Raw genomic sequence first — 23,155 nt, 5'->3', positions numbered from 1 at the left:
GGCGCGCTCACGCGCTCGTGGCGACGGCGTGAGGCCTCTCGCACGTATCATCTGGCAGGACCGCCGAAGTTTGGGCCCCGAGGAGAGGGCCAGAGAGGTTTTGCCATGGCCGTTGCACCAGATCGACGTCAGCTGCTGAAGATCCTTGCCGCATCCCCCATCGCGGTGCTGGGGGTGGGGGCCTTTACCTCGACCGCCCGGGCCGAGGCGCATTCGGCCGGGCTGATCAGCGCCAATGTCTGCATGCTGCAGAAACAGCTGACCGAGGGCCCCTATTCCCTAGATCCCGCGCTGGAGCGCCGCGACATCGCCGAGGACCGCGCCGGCGTGCCGATCCGCCTGAACCTGCAGGTGGTGGATGCCGATTGCCGGCCCGTCGAGGGCGCGCGGGTGGATGTCTGGCATTGCGACGCCGAGGGGAATTACTCGGGCTTTCACCGGCAGGGATCGGACGGCACGCTGGACACCAGCGGCGAGACATTCCTGCGCGGCAGCCAGAGGAGCGGGCGCGACGGGGTGGCGCGGTTTCGCTCGATCTATCCCGGCTGGTACCGTGGGCGCACGCCCCATATCCATTACAAGGTCTGGCTGGATGACAGCCACGTGCTGACCAGCCAGATCTTCTTTCCCGATGCGCTGACGGCGGTGCTGTTCCGCAACGAGGCGCCCTATGCGAAACGGGCGGCCGCGCGCGACACGCTGAACGGTGCCGACAGGATCGCCCGGGCCGCGGGCGAGGGGGCCTTTGCCCAGGTGCGCGAATATCCGGGGTACTACGAGGTGTCGCTGGTGGCCGGGGTGGCGGCCTGAGCGCCCTCAGGCGAGGATGTCGAGATTCAGCCGGGCGGCGACGAAAGCGTAGAAGCTGAGCCCTTCGCCCTCGGCCATGTAGGCGGCGTTGAGCGCGGCCTTGTCGCGGAACACCTGTGCCACGCGCGGGCGCAGCGCGGCGGGAATGTCGCCTGCGCCCTGTTCGATCTCCGAAAGATGCGCGGCATAGGCACGGTCGACCCGGGTGGCGAAATCCGCCGCCGCGGTTGTCGAGGCGGGGCGCAGGTGAACGCGGTAGGTGGCCGGGCCCAGGGGGGCGCGACCGCCGAGACGGCCGAGCAGCTCGGCCGCATGGCGCACGTCCTGGCTGAGGTGATCGGTATAGGGGCGGGCCTGCGCGCGGGTGACCACGGGGTGGAAGCTGGCGCCGGTGCGGCCCAGGTCGGCCAGGGTCAGGTGATCCGTCGCCGGCGGCAGGCGCAGGATCTCGCGGCTGTCCTGCAGGATGGCAGAGGCGGCGAAGGCCGCGCCGTGGTGCCGGGCCAGGGGCAGCAGCGCGGCCAGATAGCCGGGCGCCCAGGTGTCATCGGCATCGAGAAACGCCAGGAAGGTGCCGCGGGCGGCCTGCATGGCGCGGTTGCGGGCGGCACCGGCACCGCTGGCCACAGGACCGGGCGCGGTAAAGCGCAGCATCGGGTCGGCGGGCAGGGCGGCGGTGTAATCCTGGCCGTCATCGGAGGCGATCACCACCTCGACCTGATCGGCCGGCAGCCCGCAGGCGCGGATCGAAGCGAGCGCCCGGGGCAGCGTTTCACGCGCGCGGAATGCGGGGATCACGACGGAGACGAGAGGGGAGGAGGCCATGGGCGTGCTCGCGGTCAGCTTCGGGAACCGCCCTGCGGTTCTCCGCGGGGCCTGAGGGGAACCTAGGGCAGGCGGGTCCGGGGGAAACCCCCGAATGTGCGCTTTTTGATACATGCCCGTGGTGTCTTTGCAGGCCGTGGCAGGCCTTGGCATGCCGTGGCAAGGCAAAGGGCCCGCCGCGATACGCGACGGGCCCTTCGAAAGGACCGGATCAGGGCTTTGGACCCCGGGGGCCGGGCAGGATCACATGTGGATCGCGCCGTCGCCGCAGGCCAGCGCCGCCTCGCGCACGGCCTCGGAGAAGGTCGGGTGCGCATGGCAGGTGAGCGCCAGGTCCTCGGCAGAGCCGCCGTATTCCATGGTGACGCAGATCTCGTGGATCAGGTCGCCGGCGGAGGGGCCGATGATCGAGGCACCCAGGATGCGGTCGGTTTCCTTGTCGGCCAGGATCTTGACGAAGCCTTCGGTCTGCATCACGGCCTTGGCACGGGCGTTGCCCATCCAGGAGAACTTGCCGACCTTGTAGGCACGGCCCTCGTCCTTGAGCTGCTCCTCGGTCTTGCCGACGGAGGCAACCTCGGGGGTGGTGTAGATCACGCCGGGGATCACGTCGTAGTTCACGTGACCGGCCTTGCCGGCGATGACCTCGGCACAGGCCATGCCCTCGTCCTCGGCCTTGTGGGCCAGCATCGGGCCGGCGACGATGTCGCCGATGGCATAGATGCCCTTGACGTTGGTGGCCCAGTGGGCGTCGGTCTTGATCACGCCGCGGTCGGTCATCTCGACGCCGAGATCCGCGAGGCCGATGCCGTCGGTGAACGCGCGGCGGCCAGTGGCCACCAGAACCACGTCGGCGTCAAGCACATGCTCGCTGTCGTCCTTGCGGAGCTTGTAGGTGAGCTTGGCCTTGGTCTTGAGCTGTTCGACGCCCTGGACGGCGGCGCCCATGATGAAGTCCATGCCCTGCTTCTTGAGGATCTTCTGCAGGTTCTTCTGCACTTCGCCGTCCATGCCGGGGGTGATGTTGTCGAGGAATTCGACCACGGTCACCTCGGCGCCGAGACGGGCATAGACCGAGCCCATTTCGAGGCCGATCACGCCGGCGCCGACCACGATCATCTTTTTCGGGACCTTCGGCAGGTCGAGCGCGCCGGTGCTGTCGACGACGATGCCGGCCGCGTTGTCGATCTCGATGCCGGGCAGGGCGGAGGGAACGGAGCCGGAGGCCACGATGATGTTCCTGGCTTCGTGCACCTCGTCACCGACCTTGACCTTGCCGGCCTCGGGGATCGAGCCCCAGCCCTTGAGCCAGTCGATCTTGTTCTTCTTGAACAGGAACTCGATGCCCTTGGTGTTGCTGTCGACGACCTCCTGCTTGAAGGCCTTCATGGTGTCCCAGTCGACGGAGGGCGATTTGCCCTTGAGGCCCATGTGGGCAAAGTTGTGCTCGGCCTCGTGCAGCTGGTGCGTGGCATGCAGCAGCGCCTTGGAGGGGATGCAGCCGACGTTCAGGCAGGTGCCGCCGAGGGTCTCGCGCCCTTCGACACAGGCGGTTTTCAGACCGAGCTGGGCACAGCGGATGGCGGCGACATAGCCGCCCGGGCCGGCGCCGATGACGATCACATCATATTGGGCCATTTGGGTCTCCTTCGTTGTCCGGCACAATGGGCCGGTGGGCATGTGGTTGGCGGATCGGGGAGGGGGCTCTGCCCCCGCCCTGCGGGCTCCCCCGGGATATTTCGAACAGGGAAACGATCAGAAGAGCGCGGCGATCAGCATGAGGGTTGTGGCGGCCAGGCCCACGGCCCAGATCAGCGAGCGCCAGGGGACCCATCCGAACGCATAGGCGGGGATGTAGAGGACCCGGGCGGCCAGGTAGATCCAGGCGCAGGTGGCGGTGAGCGGGGTGGAGCCATGGCCGAGCGTTACGGTGAGCACGGCGATGGTGAAGAGGATCAGCCCTTCGAAATGGTTGGTCATGGCGCGGTGGAGCCGGCCGGTGCGGCGGCTCATCATCGCCATCGGATCGGCGCCGCCCATGTCCTGGGGATCGCGGGGCGAAAGCGTCTTGTCCGTGCCGAGCTCGAGGTTCGCGGGCACGGCCATCAGGATGATCTGGATCACCTGGAGGAGGCCTGCGAGGGCGAGGGCTGTGAGTTCGGGGGACATCTCAGAGGAAGGCCGCGACATACATGGCGCAGGTGGCGAGCGCGCCGATCATGTAGAGAACCGAGCGCCAGGGCACCCAGCCGAAGGCATAGGCGGGGATGTAGAGCGCCCGGGCGATCACGTAGAGGAAGGCGGCCGCGGCGGTGAACCAGCTGCTCTCTCCGGCCATGGTGACGACGACGACGGCGCCGATGAAGAAGGGGAAATTCTCGGTATGGTTTGCCAGCGCGCGGCGCAGCCTGCCGGTGCGGACGGAGAGCGCGAGATCCTCGTCGCGGGGACCGACGTTGCCCTCTTCGCCGACATCGCGCGTCAGGCTGATCTGCGACCAGCCGACAAGGACGACATGTTCGAGGGCCACGAGGGCGAGGGCGATCAGTTCTGGGGTCATCATCGGGCGGGAACCTCGCTGACCTTTCGGGGGGCATGGCGGGCGATGGCCATGTGCAGCAGCAGCGCCGCGGCAAGGCCCGACCACCAGAGCGCCGGGGCGTTACCGCGGCTGAGTGCCAGCAGGGCGCCGCCCAGCGGCAGGAAGACGACAAGACCGGTCACGAGGCCCGGGTTGCGCCGGCCCATGGCGATGGCCTGTATGCCGTGCAGCAGCCCGTTCACGACCAGCAGCCAGCCGGCCCAGGCGCTCCAGCCGGGGGAGAGGTACTGTCCGGCGAGGAAGATCAGCGCCAGGGGCAGCCATACACCGAGGATGTTGATCGTGAAGACGTCCATCACCGTGAGACCGTGTCGTTCGGGGCCGAGAACCTGGTTCATGAAGAGGCGGAACCGGTCGGCGTCATGCTCTTCGAGCTGGTGGATCATGTAGGCGGGCAGGGCAAGCCATGTGAGCCGCCCCACCCCATCTGTATCGAGAACCGGCATCGCGCAAAGCAGGATCGGGGCGGCAAGTGCACCGCCGTAGACCCAGTTTGACGCGAGCCGGTCCCGCAGCATGGATCAGAGATCCATCAGCAGGCGACGGGGATCTTCCAGCGCCTCTTTCACGCGGACGAGGAAGGTCACGGCGCCCTTGCCGTCGACGATGCGGTGATCGTAGGACAGAGCCAGGTACATCATCGGGCGGATCTTGATCTCGCCGTTGACGACCATCGGACGGTCCTGGATCTTGTGCATGCCGAGGATGCCCGACTGCGGGGGGTTCAGGATCGGCGAGGACATCAGCGAGCCGTAAACACCACCGTTGGAGATGGTGAAGGTGCCACCCTGCATCTCGGCCATCGAGAGCTTGCCGTCACGGGCGCGCTTGCCCTTCTCGGAGATCGCCTTCTCGATTTCGGCAAAGGACATGCTGTCGACGTCGCGGATCACCGGAACGACGAGGCCCTGAGGCGTGCCGGCGGCGATGCCCATGTGCACGAAGTTCTTGTAGACCACGTCGGTGCCGTCGATCTCGGCGTTGACCTCGGGGACTTCCTTAAGGGCGTGCACGCAGGCCTTGGTGAAGAAGGACATGAAGCCGAGGCGGGTGCCGTGCTTCTTCTCGAAGAGGTCCTTGTACTCCTTGCGCAGGGCCATGACCTCGGTCATGTCGACCTCGTTGTAGGTCGTCAGCATGGCGGCGGTGTTCTGCGCGTCCTTCAGGCGGCGGGCGATGGTCTGACGCAGGCGCGTCATCTTCACGCGCTCCTCGCGCGATGCATCCTCGGCAGCGACGGGGGCACGCGGAGCCGATGCCGGGGCCGCGGGGGCCGATTTGGCGGCGGCGAGCGCCTTGGCCACGTCGTCCTTCATGATGCGGCCGTCCTTGCCGGAGCCGGTGACCTGGTCGGCCGAGAGGCCGGCCTCTGCCATGGCCTTCTTGGCGGAAGGCGCATCCTCGACGTCCTTGCCACCGGAGGAGGTGGCAGGGGCGGCAGCGGGGGCACTGGCCGCCGGCGCGGAGGCCGCGGCACCACCGGCGCCGGTGGTCATCTCGGCCAGCTGTCCGCCGGCCTCGACGGTTTCGCCTTCCTTGGCGAGGATCTTGGTCAGGGTGCCGGCGGCAGGCGCGGGAACCTCGACGGAGACCTTGTCGGTTTCCAGCTCGCAGAGCATCTCGTCTGCCTCGAAGCTCTCGCCTTCCTTCTTGAACCAGGTGGCGACGGTGGCCTCGGTCACGGATTCACCCAGGGTGGGTACCATGACGGGCTTGGTTTCGCCGCCCGAGGCCGCGGCCGGCGCGGGGGCCGCCTCGGCAGATGCCTTGGGCTTGGTGTCCTCGGGGCCGGCGCTGCCGGCCTCGGAGATGTAGCCCAGCAGGGCGTCGACGCCGACGGTCTCGCCCTCGGCGGCCACGATGTCGGAGAGGGTGCCGGCGGCAGGCGCGGGCACTTCGACGGTCACCTTGTCGGTTTCCAGCTCGCACAGCATTTCGTCGACGGCTACGGTATCACCGGGTTTCTTGAACCAGGTGGCGACGGTGGCTTCGGTGACGCTTTCCCCCAGGGTGGGGACACGGATCTCGGTGCTCATGGGTCCTTAGTTTCCTTCGATGGTCAGCGCCTCGTCGACGAGGGCTTCTTGCTGTGCTTTGTGCTGCGACGCCAGACCGGTTGCCGGCGACGCGGATGCGATACGGCCCACGTAACGGGGACGTTGGTACTTGGCCCCGATGCGGCCCAGCACCCATTCGATATTCGGCTCGACAAAGGTCCAAGCGCCCTGGTTCTTGGGCTCTTCCTGACACCAGATCACCTCGGCGCCCTTGAAGCGCTCCAACTCCTTGACCAGCGTCATGGCCGGGAAGGGATAGAACTGTTCGAGGCGCATCAGGTAGATGTCGTCGATGCCGCGGGCGTCGCGCTCTTCCAGCAGGTCGTAGTAGACCTTGCCCGAGCACATGACGACGCGCTTGATCTTGTCGTCCGCCACCAGAGTGGTGTCGGAATTGCCGTGCTGCGCATCGTCCCACAGGACGCGGTGGAAGCTGGACCCGGTGGTGAAATCCTCGGTGCGGCTGATCGCCATCTTGTGGCGCAGCAGCGATTTCGGGGTCATCAGCACCAGCGGCTTGCGGAAGGAGCGGTGCAGCTGGCGACGCAGGATGTGGAAGTAGTTGGCCGGCGTCGAGCAGTTGGCCACGATCCAGTTGTCCTGACCGCAGAGCTGCAGGAAGCGCTCGAGACGGGCGGAGGAGTGCTCCGGACCCTGGCCCTCGAAGCCATGCGGCAGCAGCATCACAAGGCCCGACATCCGCAGCCATTTCGATTCACCCGAGGAGATGAACTGGTCGAACATGACCTGGGCACCGTTGGCGAAATCGCCGAACTGCGCTTCCCAGGCGACCAGGGCATTCGGCTCGGCCAGCGAGTAGCCGTATTCGAAGCCCAGAACCGCGTATTCGGAGAGCATCGAGTCGATGACCTCGTAGCGGGCCTGACCGTCGCGGATGTTGTTGAGCGGATAGTAGCGCTCTTCGGTTTCCTGGTTGATGATTGCCGAGTGCCGCTGGGAGAAGGTGCCGCGGGTGCTGTCCTGGCCGGACAGCCGGACCGGGTAGCCCTCGGTCAGCAGCGAGCCGAAGGCCAGCGCCTCGCCGGTGGCCCAGTCAAAGCCCTCGCCGGTTTCGAACATCTTGGACTTGGCATCCAGCAGGCGCTGCACGGTGCGGTGCATCGGGAAGCCGTCGGGCGCGGTGCAGAGCGCCTTGCCCACTTCTTCCATGGTCTCGGGGCTGATCGCCGTCTCGCCGCGCTGGTAGTCTTCCTTCTCGCGTTCGAGACCGGACCACTTGCCGTCGAGCCAGTCGGCCTTGTTGGGCTTGTATTCCTTGCCGGCCTCGAACTCCTCGTTCAGGTGGGCCTGGAACGCGGCCTTCATGTCCTCGATCTCGCCCTCGGGGATCAGGCCATCCTTGACCAGGCGATCCGTGTACAGGCTCAGGGTCGTCTTGTGACCCTTGATGGTCTTGTACATGATCGGGTTGGTGAACATCGGCTCGTCGCCTTCGTTGTGACCGAAGCGGCGATAGCAGAAGATGTCGATGACCACGTCCTTGTGGAACTTCTGGCGGAACTCGGTGGCCACCTTGGCGGCGTGCACCACGGCCTCGGGGTCATCCCCGTTGACGTGGAAGATCGGCGCCTCGACCATCAGGGCGATGTCGGTGGGGTAGGGCGAGCTGCGCGAGAAGTGCGGCGCGGTGGTGAAGCCGATCTGGTTGTTCACGACGATGTGGATCGTGCCGCCGGTGCGGTGACCGACGAGGCCCGACAGGCCGAAGCATTCCGCAACCACGCCCTGGCCGGCAAAGGCCGCGTCGCCGTGCAGCAGGATCGGGATGGTCGAGGTGCGATCGGCATCGTTGTTCTGGAACTGCTTGGCGCGGGCCTTGCCCAGGACCACCGGGTTCACCGCCTCGAGGTGCGAGGGGTTGGCGGTCAGCGACAGGTGCACGGTGTTGCCGTCGAACTCGCGGTCCGAGGAGGCACCGAGGTGGTACTTCACGTCACCGGAGCCGTCGACGTCGTCGGGCTTGAACGAGCCGCCCTGGAATTCGTTGAAAATCGCGCGGTAGGGCTTGGACATCACGTTGGCCAGCACCGACAGGCGGCCGCGGTGGGGCATGCCGATGACGACTTCCTTGGCGCCCAGGTTGCCGCCCCGCTTGATGATCTGTTCCATCGCGGGGATCAGGGCCTCGCCACCGTCAAGACCGAAGCGCTTTGTGCCCATGTACTTGACGTGCAGGAACTTCTCGAAGCCCTCGGCCTCGACCAGCTTGTTCAGGATGGCGCGACGGCCCTCGCGGGTAAAGGTGATCTCCTTGCCGAAGCCCTCGATCCGCTCCTTCAGCCAGGCCGATTGCTCGGGGTCGGAGATGTGCATGTACTGCAGCGCGAAGGTGCCGCAGTAGGTGCGCTTCACGATGTCCACGATCTGGCGCATCGAGGCGATCTGCAGGCCCAGGACGTTGTCGATGAAGATCGGGCGGTCCATGTCGGCGTCGTTGAAGCCGTAGGTCTTGGGATCAAGCTCGGGGTGGGCGCTCTCGTCGCGCATGCCCAGCGGATCGAGGTCTGCGGCCAGGTGGCCGCGGATCCGGTAGGCGCGGATCAGCATCAGCGCGCGGACGGAATCGAGCACGGCCCGTTTCACGGCGTCATCGGAAACCTCGACGCCCTTCTCGGCCGCCTTTTCCTTGATCTTCTTGCCGGCGCCCTTGGCCTCGGCCGGGGGCGTGGCGGGCCACATGCCGTCCAGGGCATGGGTCAGCTCGTCGTCGGGCGTCGGCGGCCAGTCGCGGCGCGCCCAGGAGGGGCCGGCGGCCTCCTTCTTGGCGTCCATCTCGTCGTCGCCCAGCTGGGCGAAGAAATTCTGCCATGCCTCGTCGACGGCATTGGGGTCGTTGGCCCATTGCGCGTAGAGCTGCTCGAGGTAGGCGGCGTTGTGCCCCTGCATGAAGCTGGAGGCATGGAAGAGGTCGTTCGGGCTTTGATCTGTCATTTTTTACTCACCTCAGGGCGGTGCGATGGCTGACGTTGAGAGGGGTGGCGACGGTCATGGCGGCAGGGCCGGGCGGGCCGCTGTCGGCCGCACGGGCCCCCGGTGGCGGGTGACACCGCAGGTCGACGGCCCGCCGGGAGCGGCGGGGATATGCGGGCGGGCGGCTCATGCGGCGACGTCCCCCGAAGGGGGCGGCGGCGGAGCCGAGGGGCCCTGCGGGGCAGGGCCATAGTCGTTGGAGCCTGGCTGGCTGGGCCGGGTCAGCCACCAGATCATCAGCAGCGGCGAGAGGATCATCAGCAGCACGCCCAGGGCGAAGCCCATGATGGTCAGCCCGCTGAGCGGCGGCAGCGCCGCGCCGGTGTGGCCGGTGGCAAAGAGCATCGAGGTCATCACGCCGCTGATCAGGGCCAGGATGACCAGCGCGGCCATGACGAGCATCGGGAACAGCATGTAGAGCCCCGAGCGGCCGGTGTCATGCATGCGGCGCCAGCCCACGGCCAGGGCCGGGATGAAGGTGAACAGCGAGAACAGGCCCGAGAGCGGCCCGTCGGAGCCCGCGGCCATGTGGCCCGGGCCGGTCACGAAAAAGCCGCGGAACAGCATCCCGTCGAGGAAGCCGGCCACCAGGCTGCCGAGCACGATGAAGAGGATGAACCACCAGTATTCCGGGCGCGTGGCGCGGCCGGAAAAGGTGAAATACTGCGAGAAGCAGGTCCGGATCGACTGGGCAAAGCTCATGCGGCGGCCTCCTCTTTGCGAGGGGGGGCTGTCCGGGACAATGCGGCCGCGGCGGGCCCTGCAATGTAACACTCTGCACTCATGTCGAGTACTTTCAGGACATTCGCCCGTGCCGAGGTTGGCCGGGCGAGGGAAAACGGGTGGGCCGTTCGGGCCCCAGTGCGGGCCGTTCGGGCCCAGGTGATGGAGGGAGCCGGCCCGCGCGGGGCCGGCTCCGGGCTCATCAGCCCTTGATCGCCTTGAGCACGGCTTCGCCCAGGCCCGCGGGGCTGTCCGCCACCACGATGCCGGCCGACTTCATGGCCTCGATCTTGTCTTCTGCGCCGCCCTTGCCGCCGGCGACGATGGCGCCTGCGTGGCCCATGCGACGGCCCGGAGGGGCAGTACGGCCGGCGATGAAGCCTGCGGTCGGCTTCCAGCGGCCCTTCTTCTTCTCGTCGGCCAGGAACTGCGCGGCTTCTTCCTCGGCCGAGCCACCGATCTCGCCGATCATGATGATCGACTGGGTCTCGGGGTCTGCAAGGAACATTTCCAGCACTTCCAGGTGTTCGGTGCCCTTGATCGGGTCACCGCCGATGCCGACGGCCGAGGACTGGCCCAGGCCGATGTCGGAGGTTTGCTTCACGGCTTCATAGGTAAGGGTACCGGAGCGCGAAACAACACCCACCGAGCCACGCTTGTGGATGTGGCCGGGCATGATGCCGATCTTGCAGGCGTCGGGGGTGATGACGCCGGGGCAGTTCGGGCCGATCAGGCGCGACTGGGAATTCTTCAGCGCGGCCTTCACCTTCATCATGTCGAGGACCGGGATGCCCTCGGTGATGCAGACGATCAGCTCGATCTCGGCGTCGATGGCCTCGAGGATGGAGTCAGCTGCGAAGGGCGGCGGCACGTAGATCACCGATGCATTCGCCTCGGTGCGTTCCTTGGCCTCGGCGACCGAGTTGAAGACCGGCAGGCCGAGGTGCTCGGTGCCGCCCTTGCCGGGGGTCACGCCGCCGACCATCTTGGTGCCGTAGGCGATCGCCTGTTCGGAGTGGAAGGTGCCCTGCGAGCCGGTGAAGCCCTGGCAGATGACCTTGGTGTTTTCGTCAACGAGAACTGCCATCTTCTTAGCCCTTCACTGCTTTAACGATTTTCTCGGCGCCGTCGGACAGGTTGTCTGCCGCGATGACGTTCAGGCCGGAGGAGGCGATGATCTCCTTGCCCTTCTCGACGTTGGTACCTTCGAGACGGACAACCAGCGGAACCTGCAGGCCGACTTCCTTGACCGCGGCGATCACGCCCTCGGCAATGACGTCGCAGCGCATGATGCCGCCGAAGATGTTCACCAGGATGCCCTTCACGTTCGGGTCCGAGGTGATGATCTTGAAGGCTTCGGTCACCTTCTCCTTGGTGGCGCCGCCACCGACGTCGAGGAAGTTGGCGGGCTCGGCACCGTAGAGCTTGATGATGTCCATCGTCGCCATGGCCAGGCCCGCGCCGTTCACCATGCAGCCGATCTCGCCGTCGAGCGCGATGTAGTTCAGGTCGTACTTCGACGCCGCCAGTTCCTTGGGGTCTTCCTCGGTCTCGTCGCGCAGCGCGGCGATATCGGCGTGGCGGTAGACCGCGTTGCCGTCAAAGCCCAGCTTGGCGTCGAGGACCTTGAGCGTGTTGCCGGGCATCACGATCAGCGGGTTGATCTCGAGCATCTCCATGTCCTTGTCGGTGAAGGCACGGTAGAGATCGCCGATCAGCTTGACGCATTGCTTCACGGCAGGGCCTTCCAGGCCGAGCGCGAAGGCAACCTTGCGGCCGTGGAACGGCGCATAGCCGGTGGCCGGGTCGATGGAGAAGGAGAGGATCTTCTCGGGGGTGGACGCTGCCACTTCCTCGATGTCCATGCCGCCCTCGGTGGAGCAGACGACCGAGATGGCCGAGGTCTGGCGATCCACCAGCAGGGCCAGGTACAGTTCGCGCTCGATGTCGGAACCGTCCTCGATGTAGATTCGGTTGACCTGCTTGCCGGCCGGACCGGTCTGGTGGGTCACCAGGGTCTTGCCCAGCATCTGTTTGGCCATCTGCTCGGCTTCTTCCACCGATTTGGCCAGGCGCACGCCGCCCTTTTCGCCGGCGCTTTCCTCCACGAAGTGGCCCTTGCCGCGGCCGCCTGCGTGGATCTGTGCCTTGACGACCCAGAGCGGTCCGTCAAGCTCACCTGCAGCGGTCTTGGCCTCCTCTGCCTTCAGAACCGCACGGCCGTCCGATACCGGGGCGCCGTATTCGCGAAGAATAGCCTTCGCCTGATATTCATGGATATTCATGAACTCCGTCCCTCGTTTGCTACGATTACCTTCGGTAGTGGCACAGTCTTACGGAGCTATGAACTCATTTTTTGGCGAGTCAGAGAATTTCCGCCAATTTTCTGCATTTTGTGATCACACGAGGAAATCGTGTGATCACAAAATTTGGCCGAGGCCCGCATATGCAGCAATTACAGGGCTTTTGCCCCCGACTCATACCAACTCGTGCCGTCGCCCGGAGAGATGCCGGGTTCCGGCAGGCGCAGCGCCGGCACCGGAGCGGGGCGCGGCGGTCCCCTCGGGCTGTCCGGCGAGGGCGCCGCGGGAGCCCGCCGCGTGACCAGGGGGAGAGAGCCGCAGGCCTGTCACGTGCCCGCCGCGGAAAGGAGGCCACGGGCAAAGGAAAAGGGGCGCCCGAAGGCGCCCCCATCCTGAATGCGTCGCGATGTGTGGCGATCAGGCCAGCGAGCTGTCGATACCCTTGCAGGCTTCGACGAGGCCTTTGACGGCGTCGACCGACTTGTCGAACATCGCCTGCTCGTCCTTGGTCATCTTGATGTCGACGACCTTCTCGATGCCGCCGGCACCGATGACGGTCGGCACGCCGACATACATGCCCTTCAGGCCGAGTGCGCCATCGACATAGGCGGCGCAGGGCAGGACGCGCTTCTGGTCCTTGAGGTAGGCTTCGGCCATTTCGATGGCCGAGGTGGCGGGCGCGTAGAAGGCCGAGCCGGTCTTCAGCAGGCCGACAATCTCGGCGCCGCCGTCACGGGTGCGCTGGATGATCGCGTCCAGTTTCTCCTGCGTGGTCCAGCCCATCTCGACCAGGTCGGGGAGCGGGATGCCGGCAACGGTGGAGTAGCGCGACAGCGGCACCATGGTGTCGCCGTGGCCGCCCAGAACGAAGGCGGTGACATCTTTCATCGAGACGTTGAACTCGTCTGCCAGGAAGTGGCGGAAGCGGGCGCTGTCGAGGACGCCGGCCATGCCGCAGACCTTCTCGTGCGGGAGGCCCGAGAACTCGCGCAGGGCCCAGACCATCGCGTCGAGCGGGTTGGTGATGCAGATGACAAAGGCATCCGGAGCGTTGTCGCGGATGCCTTCACCGACGGATTTCATGACCTTCAGGTTGATGCCCAGCAGGTCGTCGCGGCTCATGCCCGGCTTGCGCGGCACGCCGGCGGTCACGATGCAGACGTCAGCGCCCGCGATGTCCGCGTAGGACTGGGTGCCCTTCAGCTTGGCGTCGAACTTGGCAGACGGGCCGGATTCGGCGATGTCGAGGGCTTTGCCCTCCGGGGTGCCTTCGGCGATGTCGAAGAGGACGACGTCGCCCAGTTCTTTCAGGGCTGCGAGATGGGCGAGCGTGCCGCCAATCTGGCCCGCGCCGATCAGGGCAATCTTGGGTCTGGCCATTGGATTTGTCTCCGGTCCGGTTGAAAATCTCGCGCATGGCGTAGGTCTTTTGGGCGCGGGACGCAAGAGTGCAGAGCGTGAGCGCCTGTCCTGGCGGGGCGCGAAGCCCTTAAAAACTTCAACAACGACAGGGGTGTGGGCGATTTCTGGACGGGTGCAAAGCTGGGCCTGCGTTTGTATGCAGCGGAATACACTGGCTGTTAGCGCCCACATGGAAATGCCCCGAATCTGGCCTCGGGGCGGAGCGAAACGCCCCTCTTGGGGGAGAGAGTCGCGGCGGAAAACAATGGCCGGAGGCGGCGCCCCGGGCGGCATGGTCGCTCCGGCGCCATGCCGTGGGAGGGGGGCGGAGAGGAAAATCATGTAGTCCGGGGGCCGGCGTGGCGGCGGTCATGGGCGCTGTGGCCGCGATGCGGGGCTTGCGGCGTGGAGCGTGCCCTAGGCCGTGCGGGCTTGCAGGGGGTGCAACCTTGCTTGGCGGTCGTGCGGGTGGCCGCGACAGCGGGCAAGGGGCCCGCAGATCCGGGCGGTTCAGGTGCCGGTGCCGCGCCGAAGCGGGGCGTCGTGCTCCGCCCGCCGAGGCCCCCGATGCCCTGCGTCGAGGCCTGCGTGATGTCTTTCGCGCGCCTGCTGAGGGGCGCAGAGCGGGGCTCGGTCGGGCCGCATGGGGCGATTGCGCAGGCGCGGCGCCCACTGACCTGCAGGCCGGCTCGTTGGGCGTGGCCTGACCTGGCGGGTTGGGGCCCGGGCCCGCGGCGCCGGATCAGGCATCCTGATCGGTGTTCGGCAGCGCCTCTGCCAGGGCTTCGAAGGCCTGGCCGCTGGCGATCAGACAGGTGATGCCCTGGGTATTGGTCACGGTGATCGTCCAGGTGCCGCTCTTGTCGGAGGCAAAGACCTCGACCACGGCGTTGTTCTTGCCCAGGCCGATTGACTGGCGGGTTTCGCCATAGCCCTTGGCCAGGCGGTTCACCACGACATCGCGCGGGGCACAGGCCTGACCGCCCTGGGCCAGAACCGGGCCGGCGAGGATGGCAAGGGTACAGGCGAGACCTGCTGCGGCACTCAGTTTCATGGCATTCCCTTTCGTTAGGTCTCGCCGCTGCCGGCCGGCCGGGGGCCGCGCCGGAGGGGGCGGTTTCAGGAAGGGCGGACTGCCTGGTCTGAGCGGAAGCCTGCCCGGCTTCGGTGTCTTGAGGCGTGCTGCTGCGTCGCCGGTCTGCCGAACGCCTCTCCGCGGCCGGGAGGAGGAGGAGAAAGGGGCCGCGAAGAGGCTTTCGGACAGGTTCAGCCTGCGGTCGCAGCTCCTGCAATCTGGTTAACGGCACGAGCGTTCGGTAGAATTGAGGCAATTTTGCCACCCACGCCTGTTCGTTCCTTCGGCTGTCGCTGCGTCGCAGCACAAAAAATCACCTCCGGTTGAACAAGGGGCTTGAAGTATTCGCACAACAAGTGCCATCACCACGCAAGATTATTACCGCAAGGATGCAGACATGGACGCCACGCTTCGCCCCTATCGCTCGCTTCTCTACATCCCCGGCTCCAAGGAACGCGCGCTGGACAAGGCCCGCGGCCTGCCGGTCGATGCGATCCTCTTCGATCTGGAAGACGCGGTGACGCCCGAGGCCAAGCCCGGGGCCCGCGACACGCTGAAGGCCGCGCTGGCCGAAGGCGGCTATGGCGAGCGGGCAAAGATCGTGCGGATCAACGGCCTCGACACGGAATGGGGCGCGGGCGACGTCGCGGCGCTGAAGGACAGCGACGTCGATGCCTTCCTGCTGCCCAAGGTCAATTCCGCCGCCGGCATCGACGCCCTGGCCGCGCTCTGCAACCAGCCGATCTGGGCGATGATGGAAACCCCGCTGGCGATTTTCAACGCGCTGGAGATTGCCGCGCACCCGCGCGTGCAGGGCTTTGTTGCCGGCACCAACGACCTGGCCAAGGAGCTGAACTGCCGCACGCGGCCCGACCGCCTGCCGATGCAGATGGCGCTCCAGACGATCCTGCTGGCCGCGCGCGCCCACGGCGTGATCGCCGCCGATGGCGTCTACAACCAGTTCAGGGACGAGGATGGTCTGCGCGCGGAATGCGAACAGGGCCGGGACCTGGGCTTTGACGGCAAGACGCTGATCCACCCGGCGCAGGTCGATATCGCCAATGCCTGCTTTGCACCCACCGAGGCCGAGATCGACCTGGCAAAGCGCCAGATCGCCGCGCATGAGGAGATCGAGCGTACGGGGCAGGGGGTGGCCGTGGTCGATGGGAAGATCGTCGAGAACCTGCATGTCGAGACCGCGAAAAAGACCCTCGCCAAGGCCGAGGCTATTGCGGCCATGGGCTGAGGCGCTCAGGGTGGCGCCGACGCCACCTGAAAGAGAGGCACCGAAATGGCACTGCTCGTTCTCGGCCTGGTCCTGTGGACCTGGCCCCACCTGATGAAGGAATACACCCCCGGCTTCCGCGCCCGCCTGTCCGAAGGGCAGGCCAAGGGGATCGTGGCCCTGGTCACGCTGCTGGCCATCGTGCTGATGGTGATCGGCTATCGCACCGCGACCTACACCTATGTCTATGCGCCGCCCAGCTGGGGGCAGCATGCCAACAACGGCCTGATGCTGCTTTCGGTGGCCTTCTTCGGGGCGGCCAACTCGAAATCGCATCTGCGCGGGTTGGTCCGCCACCCGATGTTCACCGGCATCATCCTCTGGGCCGTGGCGCACCTCCTGGTGCGTGGTGACCTGACGTCGATCGTGCTCTGGGGCGGCATGATCCTCTGGGCGATCGCGGGCTGGATCGTGTCGAACCGCAACGCGCCCGACTATACCCGCTTTGCCGGCGGCACGGTGAAGGGCGACGTGATTCTCGCGCTCATCACCCTGGTCGTCTATGCCGTGATCGTGCTGATCCACGGCTGGGTCGGCCCCAACCCGCTTCCGATGTAATACAGCAGGGAAGATGACATGAAACTTTACCGTTTCCTCTCCGAAGACGACACATCGGCCTTCTGTCACAAGGTGACAAAGGCCCTGAACGCCGGGTGGGAGCTGCACGGCAGCCCCACCTATGCCTTCGACGCGGCCAATGGCACCATGCGCTGCGGCCAGGCCGTGACCAAGGAGGTCGAGGGCACCTATGCGCCCGACATCAAGCTGGGAGAGTACTGATGTCGAAAACTAGCGCGGGCCGATTCTTCGAGGATTACGCCATCGGGCAACAGATCCCCCACGCGGTGCCGCGCACGGTGTCGGGCGGCGAGAGGGCGCTCTATCACGCGCTCTATCCCGCCCGTCACGCGCTGGCCTCCTCGGACGAATTCGCCCGTGCCTGCGGGCTGCCGGCCGCCCCGCTAGACGATTGGGCGGCCTTCCACATCGTCTTCGGCAAGACGGTTCCCGACATCTCGCTGAACGCAGTGGCGAATCTCGGCTATGCCGAGGGGCGCTGGCACCGACCGGTATATCCCGGCGACACGCTCACCGCGCGGTCCACGGTGATCGGGTTGAAGCAGAATTCGAACGGCAAGACCGGCGTGGTCTGGGTGCGCAGTGAAGGCGTGAACCAGCACGGCGAGGTGGTGTTGGACTATGTCCGCTGGGTCATGGTGCGAAAGGGCGATGTCACCGCCCCCGCGCCTGAAACCGTCGTGCCGGATCTGAAACCGGCCCTTGCCGCATCGGATCTGGTGATCCCGCAGGGGCTGGACTTTACCGGCTATGATTTCACCCTGGCGGGTGAGCCGCATCGCTGGGGCGACTACGAGGTGGGCGAACGCATCGATCACGTCGATGGCGTGACCATCGAAGAGGCAGAGCACATGATGGCGACGCGCCTGTGGCAGAATACCGCCAAGGTGCATTTCGACGCTACCTTCCGCCCTGACGGACAGCGGCTGATCTACGGCGGCCACGTGATATCGCTGGCGCGGGCGCTGTCGTTCAACGGGCTGGCCAATGCCCAGATGGTGGTGGGGCTGAACGGCGGCGCCCATGCCAACCCCTGTTTCGCGGGCACCACCGTACGCGCCTGGTCCGAGGTTCTCGACCGGGCCGAGACCGCCGCGCCCGGCGTCGGCGCGATCCGCCTGCGCCTGGTGGCAACCAGCGGTGGAGAGCCCTTCACGCTCCGCCACGACGATGGCCGCTACATGCCCCATGTGCTGCTGGATCTCGACTACTGGGCCCTCATGCCGCTCTGAGACAGGCCGCCGGCGGCTGGATTTTCGGGAAAGATGAAGGCGGGCGGGAGGGGGCCCCGGGCCGGGTCCCGCCACGCCTGGAGGGCGGTTTCGAGATCGGTGCGAAACCGGCTCTCTCATCTGGCGGCAAATATCCCCGACGGAGGCATCCGGCCCCTGCAATACTCAAAAAGGTTGTAGAATCAACGCGCAAACCCAAGCAAATCAGTCAGAAATTGATAGCGCCCAAAATGTGATCACAGCAAATATTCTTGTGATCACAAAGGCAAAAAGAATTGATTGCTTCTGTCAAATTCTACGGGATGGAGTGTGCAGGGAGGATGACAACACCGTAATCTCTGGTAGAACATGGGCCAAGGGAAACCGAAAGGACATGTCATGGCCGATGTGAACCCGGGCAGCAACCGCCCGCTCTCTCCATTCATGCTCGGAAAGTACTACAGGTTCCAGCTGAACTCCGCGACGTCGATCCTGAACCGGGTCGCGGGGAACGCGCTGATCGTGCAGGCCTTCCTGATCGCCTGGTGGCTGCTCGCCGCGGCGGCGGGGCCGAACTACTTCGCGGTCGCGGACTTCGTGATCACATCCTGGATCGGCGACATCATCCTGCTGCTCTCGACCCTGGGCATCTGGTACCACCTGCTGGCGGGCATCCGTCACCTGCTGTGGGACAACGGCTACTGCCTCGACATCGAGACTTCCGACAAGCTCGGCTGGGCGATCATCATCGGCGCCGTCGTCCTCACCATCATCACCATCATCTTCGTCTGAGGAGGAAGCCAGCCATGCGTTATCTGACCGACCGCAAGCGCGCCGTGGGCATGGGCGCTTCCAAGACCGGCACCGACCATCACTGGTTCATGCAGGTCTCCTCGATCGCCCTCATCGTTCTCGTGCCGCTCTTCATCTTCACCTTCGGCCCCCACCTGGGCGGCACCTATGAAGAGATCGTCGCCTATTACTCCCGTCCCTGGCCCGCGCTGATCGCGGCGCTGACCATGACCGTCGGCATGGTCCACTTCAAGAACGGCTGCCAGATGGCCCTTGAAGACTACGTGCACGGCCTCACGGGGCGCCTTCTCATCATCCTGGTCACCTGCATCGCCTACGGCATCGCTGCCGCATCGGTGTTCGCGCTGGTCCGGATTGCTCTCTAATTCCCGAGGTTCCCAATGGCTGCTTACGAATACGAAACGCACGAATATGACGTGGTCGTTGTCGGGGCCGGTGGCGCAGGTCTGCGCGCGACCCTCGGCATGGCCGAGCAGGGGCTGAAAACCGCCTGCGTGACCAAGGTCTTCCCGACCCGTTCCCACACCGTTGCCGCACAGGGCGGCATCGCCGCGTCGCTGTCCAACATGGGCCCCGACAACTGGCAGTGGCACCTCTACGACACCGTCAAGGGCTCCGACTGGCTCGGCGATACCGACGCCATGGAATATCTGGCGCGCGAGGCCCCCAAGGCCGTCTACGAGCTGGAACACTACGGTGTGCCCTTCTCGCGGACCGAAGAGGGCAAGATCTACCAGCGGCCCTTCGGCGGTCACACCACCGAATTCGGTGAAGGCCCGCCCGTGCAGCGCACCTGCGCCGCGGCGGACCGGACCGGCCACGCTATCCTGCACACCCTCTACGGGCGCTCGCTCAAGGAACAGGCCGAGTTCTACATCGAATATTTCGCCATCGACCTGATCATGAGCGAAGACGGCAAGTCCTGCGTGGGCGTGCTCTGCTGGAAGCTCGACGATGGTACCTTCCACCTGTTCTCGGCCAAGACCGTGGTTCTGGCCACCGGTGGCTATGGCCGTGCCTATTTCTCGGCGACCTCCGCCCATACCTGCACCGGCGACGGTGGCGGCATGGTGGCGCGCGCCGGCTTGGCGCTTCAGGACATGGAATTCGTCCAGTTCCACCCCACCGGCATCTACGGCTCCGGCTGCCTGATCACCGAGGGCGCGCGCGGCGAAGGCGGCTACCTGACCAACTCCGAAGGCGAGCGGTTCATGGAACGCTACGCGCCGACCTACAAGGACCTCGCGTCCCGTGACGTGGTCTCGCGCTGCATGACCATGGAGATCCGCGAAGGCCGCGGCGTGGGCGAGCACAAGGATCACATCTTCCTGAACCTCTCGCACCTGCCCCCCGAGGCCCTGGCCGAGCGTCTGCCCGGCATCTCGGAATCGGCGCGCATCTTTGCCGGTGTCGACGTGACCAAGGAGCCGATCCCGGTTCTGCCGACCGTGCACTACAACATGGGCGGCATCCCCACGAACTACTTCGGCGAGGTCGTGAACCCCACCGCTGAAGATCCCGACGCCGTCGTGCCCGGCCTGATGGCCGTGGGCGAGGCGGGCTGTGCCTCGGTGCACGGGGCCAACCGCCTCGGCTCCAACTCGCTGATCGACCTCGTGGTCTTCGGTCGTGCCGCCGCCATCAAGGCCGGCCAGATCCTCGACCCGTCGAAACCCAACCCGCCGATGAACTACGCCGGCGTGGAAAAGGCCTTCGACCGGTTCGATGCGGTCCGCAACGCCAAGGGCTCCATCCCCACCGCCGAGCTGCGCCTCGAGATGCAGAAGACCATGCAGGCCGACGCCGCCGTCTTCCGCACCGACAAGACGCTGGCCGAGGGTGTCGAGAAGATGAAGGCCGTGGCCTCCAAGCTCGACGACATCCATGTCACCGATCGCTCGCTGGTGTGGAACTCGGACCTGATGGAATCGCTGGAACTGTGCAACCTCATGCCGAACGCGATGGCCACCATCGTGGGCGCCGAGGCGCGCAAGGAATCCCGCGGCGCTCACGCGCACGAGGATTACCCCGATCGCGACGACCAGAACTGGCGCGTGCACTCGATCATGCGGGTCGAAGGCCCGAATGTCGATCTGACCTTCCGCCCGGTGCACATCGATCCGCTGACCAAGTTCGAGGACGGCGGCATCGACACCAAGAAGATCGCGCCGAAAAAGCGGGTCTACTGATGACGGTCTCTGTCACCCATGCACAGACTGCCGGACCTTCGGGGCCCGGCAGCAGCCTCAAACAGCTAGGTGGACGAAAATGGTACAACTGACGCTTCCCAAGAATTCCCGTATCAAGACCGGCAAGACCTGGCCCAAGCCCGAGGGTGCCACGAACGTCCGCAAGTTCCAGATCTACCGCTGGAGCCCGGATGACGGCGAGAACCCCCGTGTCGACACCTACTTCCTCGACATGGACAAGTGCGGGCCGATGGTTCTGGACGCGCTGATCAAGATCAAGAACGAGATCGACCCCACGCTGACCTTCCGCCGCTCCTGCCGCGAAGGCATCTGCGGCTCCTGCGCCATGAACATCGACGGGCACAACACGCTCGCCTGCATCTTCGGCCTCGACGAGATCAAGCACCCGGTGGTCAAGATCTATCCGCTTCCCCACATGGAAGTGGTGAAGGACCTGATCCCCGACCTCACGCATTTCTATGCCCAGCATGCCTCGATCATGCCCTGGCTGGAAACCAAGACGAACCGCCCCGCCAAGGAGTGGAAGCAGTCGATCGAGGATCGCAAGAAACTCGATGGTCTCTATGAATGCGTGATGTGCGCCTCCTGCTCGACGTCCTGCCCGTCCTACTGGTGGAACGGCGACCGGTACCTCGGCCCGGCTGCGCTGCTGCACGCCTACCGCTGGCTGATCGACAGCCGCGACGAGGCCACCGGCGAGCGCCTGGACCAGCTGGAAGATCCCTTCAAGCTCTACCGCTGCCACACGATCATGAACTGCGCCAAGACCTGCCCCAAGGGGCTGAACCCGGCAAAGGCCATCGCGTCGATCAAGCAGATGATGGTGGAACGCACCGTCTGATCCTCGGATCACTCCGAACAGCAAGAGCCCCGGCAACCGCCGGGGCTTTTTCTTTGACGCCATCCGCCCGGGCTTTTGGCCTCAGAACCGCGCGCAGATCGGCGTGTTGTAATTCGTTGCCACCGGCTCCCGCCAGCAGGTGCGGGCAAATTCGTCCATCTGCTCGGCGGGGCGGATGTTCAGCGTCACCGTCGTGTCTGGGTTCACCCTGCACTCCGGATGATGCGCCTTCAGCCCGTCGCGGAAATCCTCGATCCGCTGGCGCATCTCGCGCTGATAGCCGCCGGGAATGTTGGTGTCGTGGCTGTCGAGGTGCGGATAGTAGCTGTAGAGATACATCTGCCCGGCGCAGAGCTCGGCCGGAAAACCGCTGCCCTCGAAGCGGATCACCATCGCCTGGGGCACCCGGTCGCTGTAAGGCCGGTTGCAATACTGGAAAACCTGCAGATAGCAGCCGGGCGGCAGGATCTGCGGATCGTCGGGCCGGGGCCGCGTGGCGGCCGGCGCAGCGCCCGCAGTGGCCCTGGCGACTGTAGCGTCCGCAGCAGGGGCGGGCGTCGCCGGTGCCGGGCGGGGCGCCGCGACCTTCGCGGTTACCGGGGCACTGTCGGCTCCTCCCCCATCCTCAGGCCCGCGCAGCAGCGCCGCCAGCTCGCGGGGCAGGCGGCCTGGGTCGAACCCCGTGGCGCGGTCGATCTCGCGGTCGGGTGTCAGCCCCAGCATCATCCCTAGCAGGACAAGGGCGATCCCCGGCAGCACCAGGCCCAGCGGCGAGGGGCGCCGCCGCCAGCGGCGGATCGCCCGCAGGGTCACCACCATGGCCAGTGCATCCAGGATCAGCGCCGGCACAATCAGTTGCTCGACCTTCAGGTCGGGCAACAGGGCCCGCAGACAAAGGTGCAGGATCAGCAGCAGGCCGAGGAACAGCGCCGCCATTCTCAGCACCGGCGCCACGCCGCCCCAGCGCACCCCCGGGCTCTCCGCAGTCCAGATGGCGCGCAGCAGGGCGGATCGGCTGGCCTCGCGTTCGTGCTGCACCGCGCGCAGCACCTGCGGATCGGTCGCCATCGCGGCCTCCGGCACCTGCGCGTCCTCCTCCGGCACGGTCCTGCCCGGTGCCCGCAGCCCCAGCACCGGCATGCCCTCGGGGATCAGCGCTCCGGTAGGCACGGGGCCTTCCTCGATCCGGCCGTCGCGCGGGGCCCGCATCAGCATGCGCCGGCCCGCCGCATCGCGCAGTTCGTAGAGCGGGTCGCCCGCTGCCACCTGCTGGCCGGCCGTCACGTGACAGGCCTGTACCTCCACGGGATAACGGGCCTCGGCAGGCGGGCGGATGCGGGTCAGCCCGGCCGGCCCATCAGTCCTCGGCGGGGCGTTGCTGTCGGTTGGGGGCGTGCCGGTTGGGGCCATGGGGTCTCCGTCTGTGTGC

General features: G+C 66.1%; 22 protein-coding genes. 9 read left to right on the top strand and 13 right to left on the bottom strand.

The window, feature by feature from the left end; all coding sequences use genetic code 11:
• Positions 1-105 precede the first annotated feature (105 nt).
• A complete protein-coding gene (locus AC0WR5_RS15860; RefSeq protein WP_475864561.1) occupies positions 106-810 on the top strand; it encodes an intradiol ring-cleavage dioxygenase in 705 nt (234 codons plus the stop codon).
• 6 nt (positions 811-816) lie between these two features.
• Here AC0WR5_RS15860 and AC0WR5_RS15855 read toward each other — a convergent pair whose 3' ends face one another.
• The 12 genes from AC0WR5_RS15855 to AC0WR5_RS15800 form a co-directional block, all read right to left on the bottom strand.
• On the bottom strand, positions 817-1,635 hold the full coding sequence (locus tag AC0WR5_RS15855; protein ID WP_475864559.1) for a glycosyltransferase family 2 protein: 819 nt from the start codon (positions 1,633-1,635) through the stop codon (positions 817-819).
• A gap of 243 nt (positions 1,636-1,878) precedes the next feature.
• Positions 1,879-3,273, bottom strand: coding sequence for a dihydrolipoyl dehydrogenase (gene lpdA, locus AC0WR5_RS15850; RefSeq protein WP_475864558.1), 1,395 nt, complete (start codon positions 3,271-3,273; stop codon positions 1,879-1,881).
• Positions 3,274-3,390: 117 nt separating this feature from the next.
• Complete coding sequence (locus AC0WR5_RS15845; RefSeq protein WP_475864556.1) at positions 3,391-3,804, bottom strand: MAPEG family protein; 414 nt, start codon at positions 3,802-3,804, stop codon at positions 3,391-3,393.
• Position 3,805: 1 nt separating this feature from the next.
• Complete coding sequence (locus AC0WR5_RS15840; RefSeq protein WP_475864555.1) at positions 3,806-4,198, bottom strand: MAPEG family protein; 393 nt, start codon at positions 4,196-4,198, stop codon at positions 3,806-3,808.
• The gene (locus AC0WR5_RS15835) at positions 4,195-4,755 is read right to left on the bottom strand and encodes an HXXEE domain-containing protein (protein WP_475864553.1); all 561 of its coding nucleotides are present in this window, start codon (positions 4,753-4,755) and stop codon (positions 4,195-4,197) included. Before AC0WR5_RS15835 ends, AC0WR5_RS15840 begins: the two co-directional genes overlap by 4 nt.
• A 3-nt stretch (positions 4,756-4,758) precedes the next feature.
• On the bottom strand, positions 4,759-6,273 hold the full coding sequence (gene odhB / locus AC0WR5_RS15830) for a 2-oxoglutarate dehydrogenase complex dihydrolipoyllysine-residue succinyltransferase (protein WP_475864552.1): 1,515 nt from the start codon (positions 6,271-6,273) through the stop codon (positions 4,759-4,761).
• A gap of 6 nt (positions 6,274-6,279) precedes the next feature.
• Positions 6,280-9,246 carry a 2-oxoglutarate dehydrogenase E1 component gene (locus AC0WR5_RS15825; protein ID WP_475864550.1) on the bottom strand — a complete coding sequence of 989 codons (2,967 nt, stop codon included), beginning with the start codon at positions 9,244-9,246 and terminating at the stop codon, positions 6,280-6,282.
• A 165-nt stretch (positions 9,247-9,411) separates the two neighbouring features.
• The gene (locus AC0WR5_RS15820) at positions 9,412-9,987 is read right to left on the bottom strand and encodes a DUF805 domain-containing protein (RefSeq protein ID WP_475864548.1); all 576 of its coding nucleotides are present in this window, start codon (positions 9,985-9,987) and stop codon (positions 9,412-9,414) included.
• 223 nt (positions 9,988-10,210) lie between these two features.
• The gene (gene sucD, locus AC0WR5_RS15815) at positions 10,211-11,095 is read right to left on the bottom strand and encodes a succinate--CoA ligase subunit alpha (protein ID WP_475864547.1); all 885 of its coding nucleotides are present in this window, start codon (positions 11,093-11,095) and stop codon (positions 10,211-10,213) included.
• Between the two features lie 4 nt (positions 11,096-11,099).
• Positions 11,100-12,293, bottom strand: coding sequence for an ADP-forming succinate--CoA ligase subunit beta (sucC, locus tag AC0WR5_RS15810; RefSeq protein WP_475864545.1), 1,194 nt, complete (start codon positions 12,291-12,293; stop codon positions 11,100-11,102).
• 435 nt (positions 12,294-12,728) lie between these two features.
• Positions 12,729-13,691, bottom strand: coding sequence for a malate dehydrogenase (gene mdh, locus AC0WR5_RS15805; RefSeq protein ID WP_475864544.1), 963 nt, complete (start codon positions 13,689-13,691; stop codon positions 12,729-12,731).
• 763 nt (positions 13,692-14,454) lie between these two features.
• On the bottom strand, positions 14,455-14,766 hold the full coding sequence (locus tag AC0WR5_RS15800) for a hypothetical protein (RefSeq protein WP_475864542.1): 312 nt from the start codon (positions 14,764-14,766) through the stop codon (positions 14,455-14,457).
• Between the two features lie 418 nt (positions 14,767-15,184).
• Between AC0WR5_RS15800 and AC0WR5_RS15795 the strand changes: the two genes are divergently transcribed.
• The 8 genes from AC0WR5_RS15795 to AC0WR5_RS15760 all read left to right on the top strand — a co-directional run bounded on the left by AC0WR5_RS15795 (position 15,185) and on the right by AC0WR5_RS15760 (position 21,726).
• Positions 15,185-16,033 carry an HpcH/HpaI aldolase/citrate lyase family protein gene (locus AC0WR5_RS15795; protein WP_475864540.1) on the top strand — a complete coding sequence of 283 codons (849 nt, stop codon included), beginning with the start codon at positions 15,185-15,187 and terminating at the stop codon, positions 16,031-16,033.
• A 45-nt stretch (positions 16,034-16,078) separates the two neighbouring features.
• The gene (locus tag AC0WR5_RS15790; protein WP_475864539.1) at positions 16,079-16,630 is read left to right on the top strand and encodes an NnrU family protein; all 552 of its coding nucleotides are present in this window, start codon (positions 16,079-16,081) and stop codon (positions 16,628-16,630) included.
• An 18-nt stretch (positions 16,631-16,648) separates the two neighbouring features.
• Positions 16,649-16,852 (top strand): DUF1737 domain-containing protein, encoded by a 204-nt coding sequence (locus AC0WR5_RS15785; RefSeq protein ID WP_475864538.1) that lies wholly within the window; start codon positions 16,649-16,651, stop codon positions 16,850-16,852.
• Entirely contained in the window at positions 16,852-17,883 is a 1,032-nt protein-coding gene (locus AC0WR5_RS15780) for a MaoC family dehydratase (protein WP_475864536.1), read from the top strand. The genes AC0WR5_RS15785 and AC0WR5_RS15780 overlap by 1 nt, the downstream gene beginning before the upstream one ends.
• A gap of 378 nt (positions 17,884-18,261) precedes the next feature.
• The gene (gene sdhC / locus AC0WR5_RS15775; RefSeq protein WP_475864534.1) at positions 18,262-18,654 is read left to right on the top strand and encodes a succinate dehydrogenase, cytochrome b556 subunit; all 393 of its coding nucleotides are present in this window, start codon (positions 18,262-18,264) and stop codon (positions 18,652-18,654) included.
• Positions 18,655-18,668: 14 nt separating this feature from the next.
• The gene (sdhD, locus tag AC0WR5_RS15770; protein ID WP_475864532.1) at positions 18,669-19,040 is read left to right on the top strand and encodes a succinate dehydrogenase, hydrophobic membrane anchor protein; all 372 of its coding nucleotides are present in this window, start codon (positions 18,669-18,671) and stop codon (positions 19,038-19,040) included.
• Positions 19,041-19,055: 15 nt separating this feature from the next.
• The gene (sdhA, locus tag AC0WR5_RS15765; RefSeq protein ID WP_475864530.1) at positions 19,056-20,864 is read left to right on the top strand and encodes a succinate dehydrogenase flavoprotein subunit; all 1,809 of its coding nucleotides are present in this window, start codon (positions 19,056-19,058) and stop codon (positions 20,862-20,864) included.
• A gap of 79 nt (positions 20,865-20,943) precedes the next feature.
• Positions 20,944-21,726: a succinate dehydrogenase iron-sulfur subunit gene (locus tag AC0WR5_RS15760; RefSeq protein WP_475864529.1), complete on the top strand. Its 783-nt coding sequence runs from the start codon at positions 20,944-20,946 to the stop codon at positions 21,724-21,726.
• An 81-nt stretch (positions 21,727-21,807) separates the two neighbouring features.
• Here AC0WR5_RS15760 and AC0WR5_RS15755 read toward each other — a convergent pair whose 3' ends face one another.
• Entirely contained in the window at positions 21,808-23,136 is a 1,329-nt protein-coding gene (locus AC0WR5_RS15755) for a biotin/lipoyl attachment domain-containing protein (RefSeq protein WP_475864527.1), read from the bottom strand.
• Positions 23,137-23,155: the final 19 nt, after the last annotated feature.

Source organism: Pseudooceanicola sp. DL12, from assembly GCF_056270665.1.
This window is presented reverse-complemented; position numbering and strand designations above follow the sequence as displayed.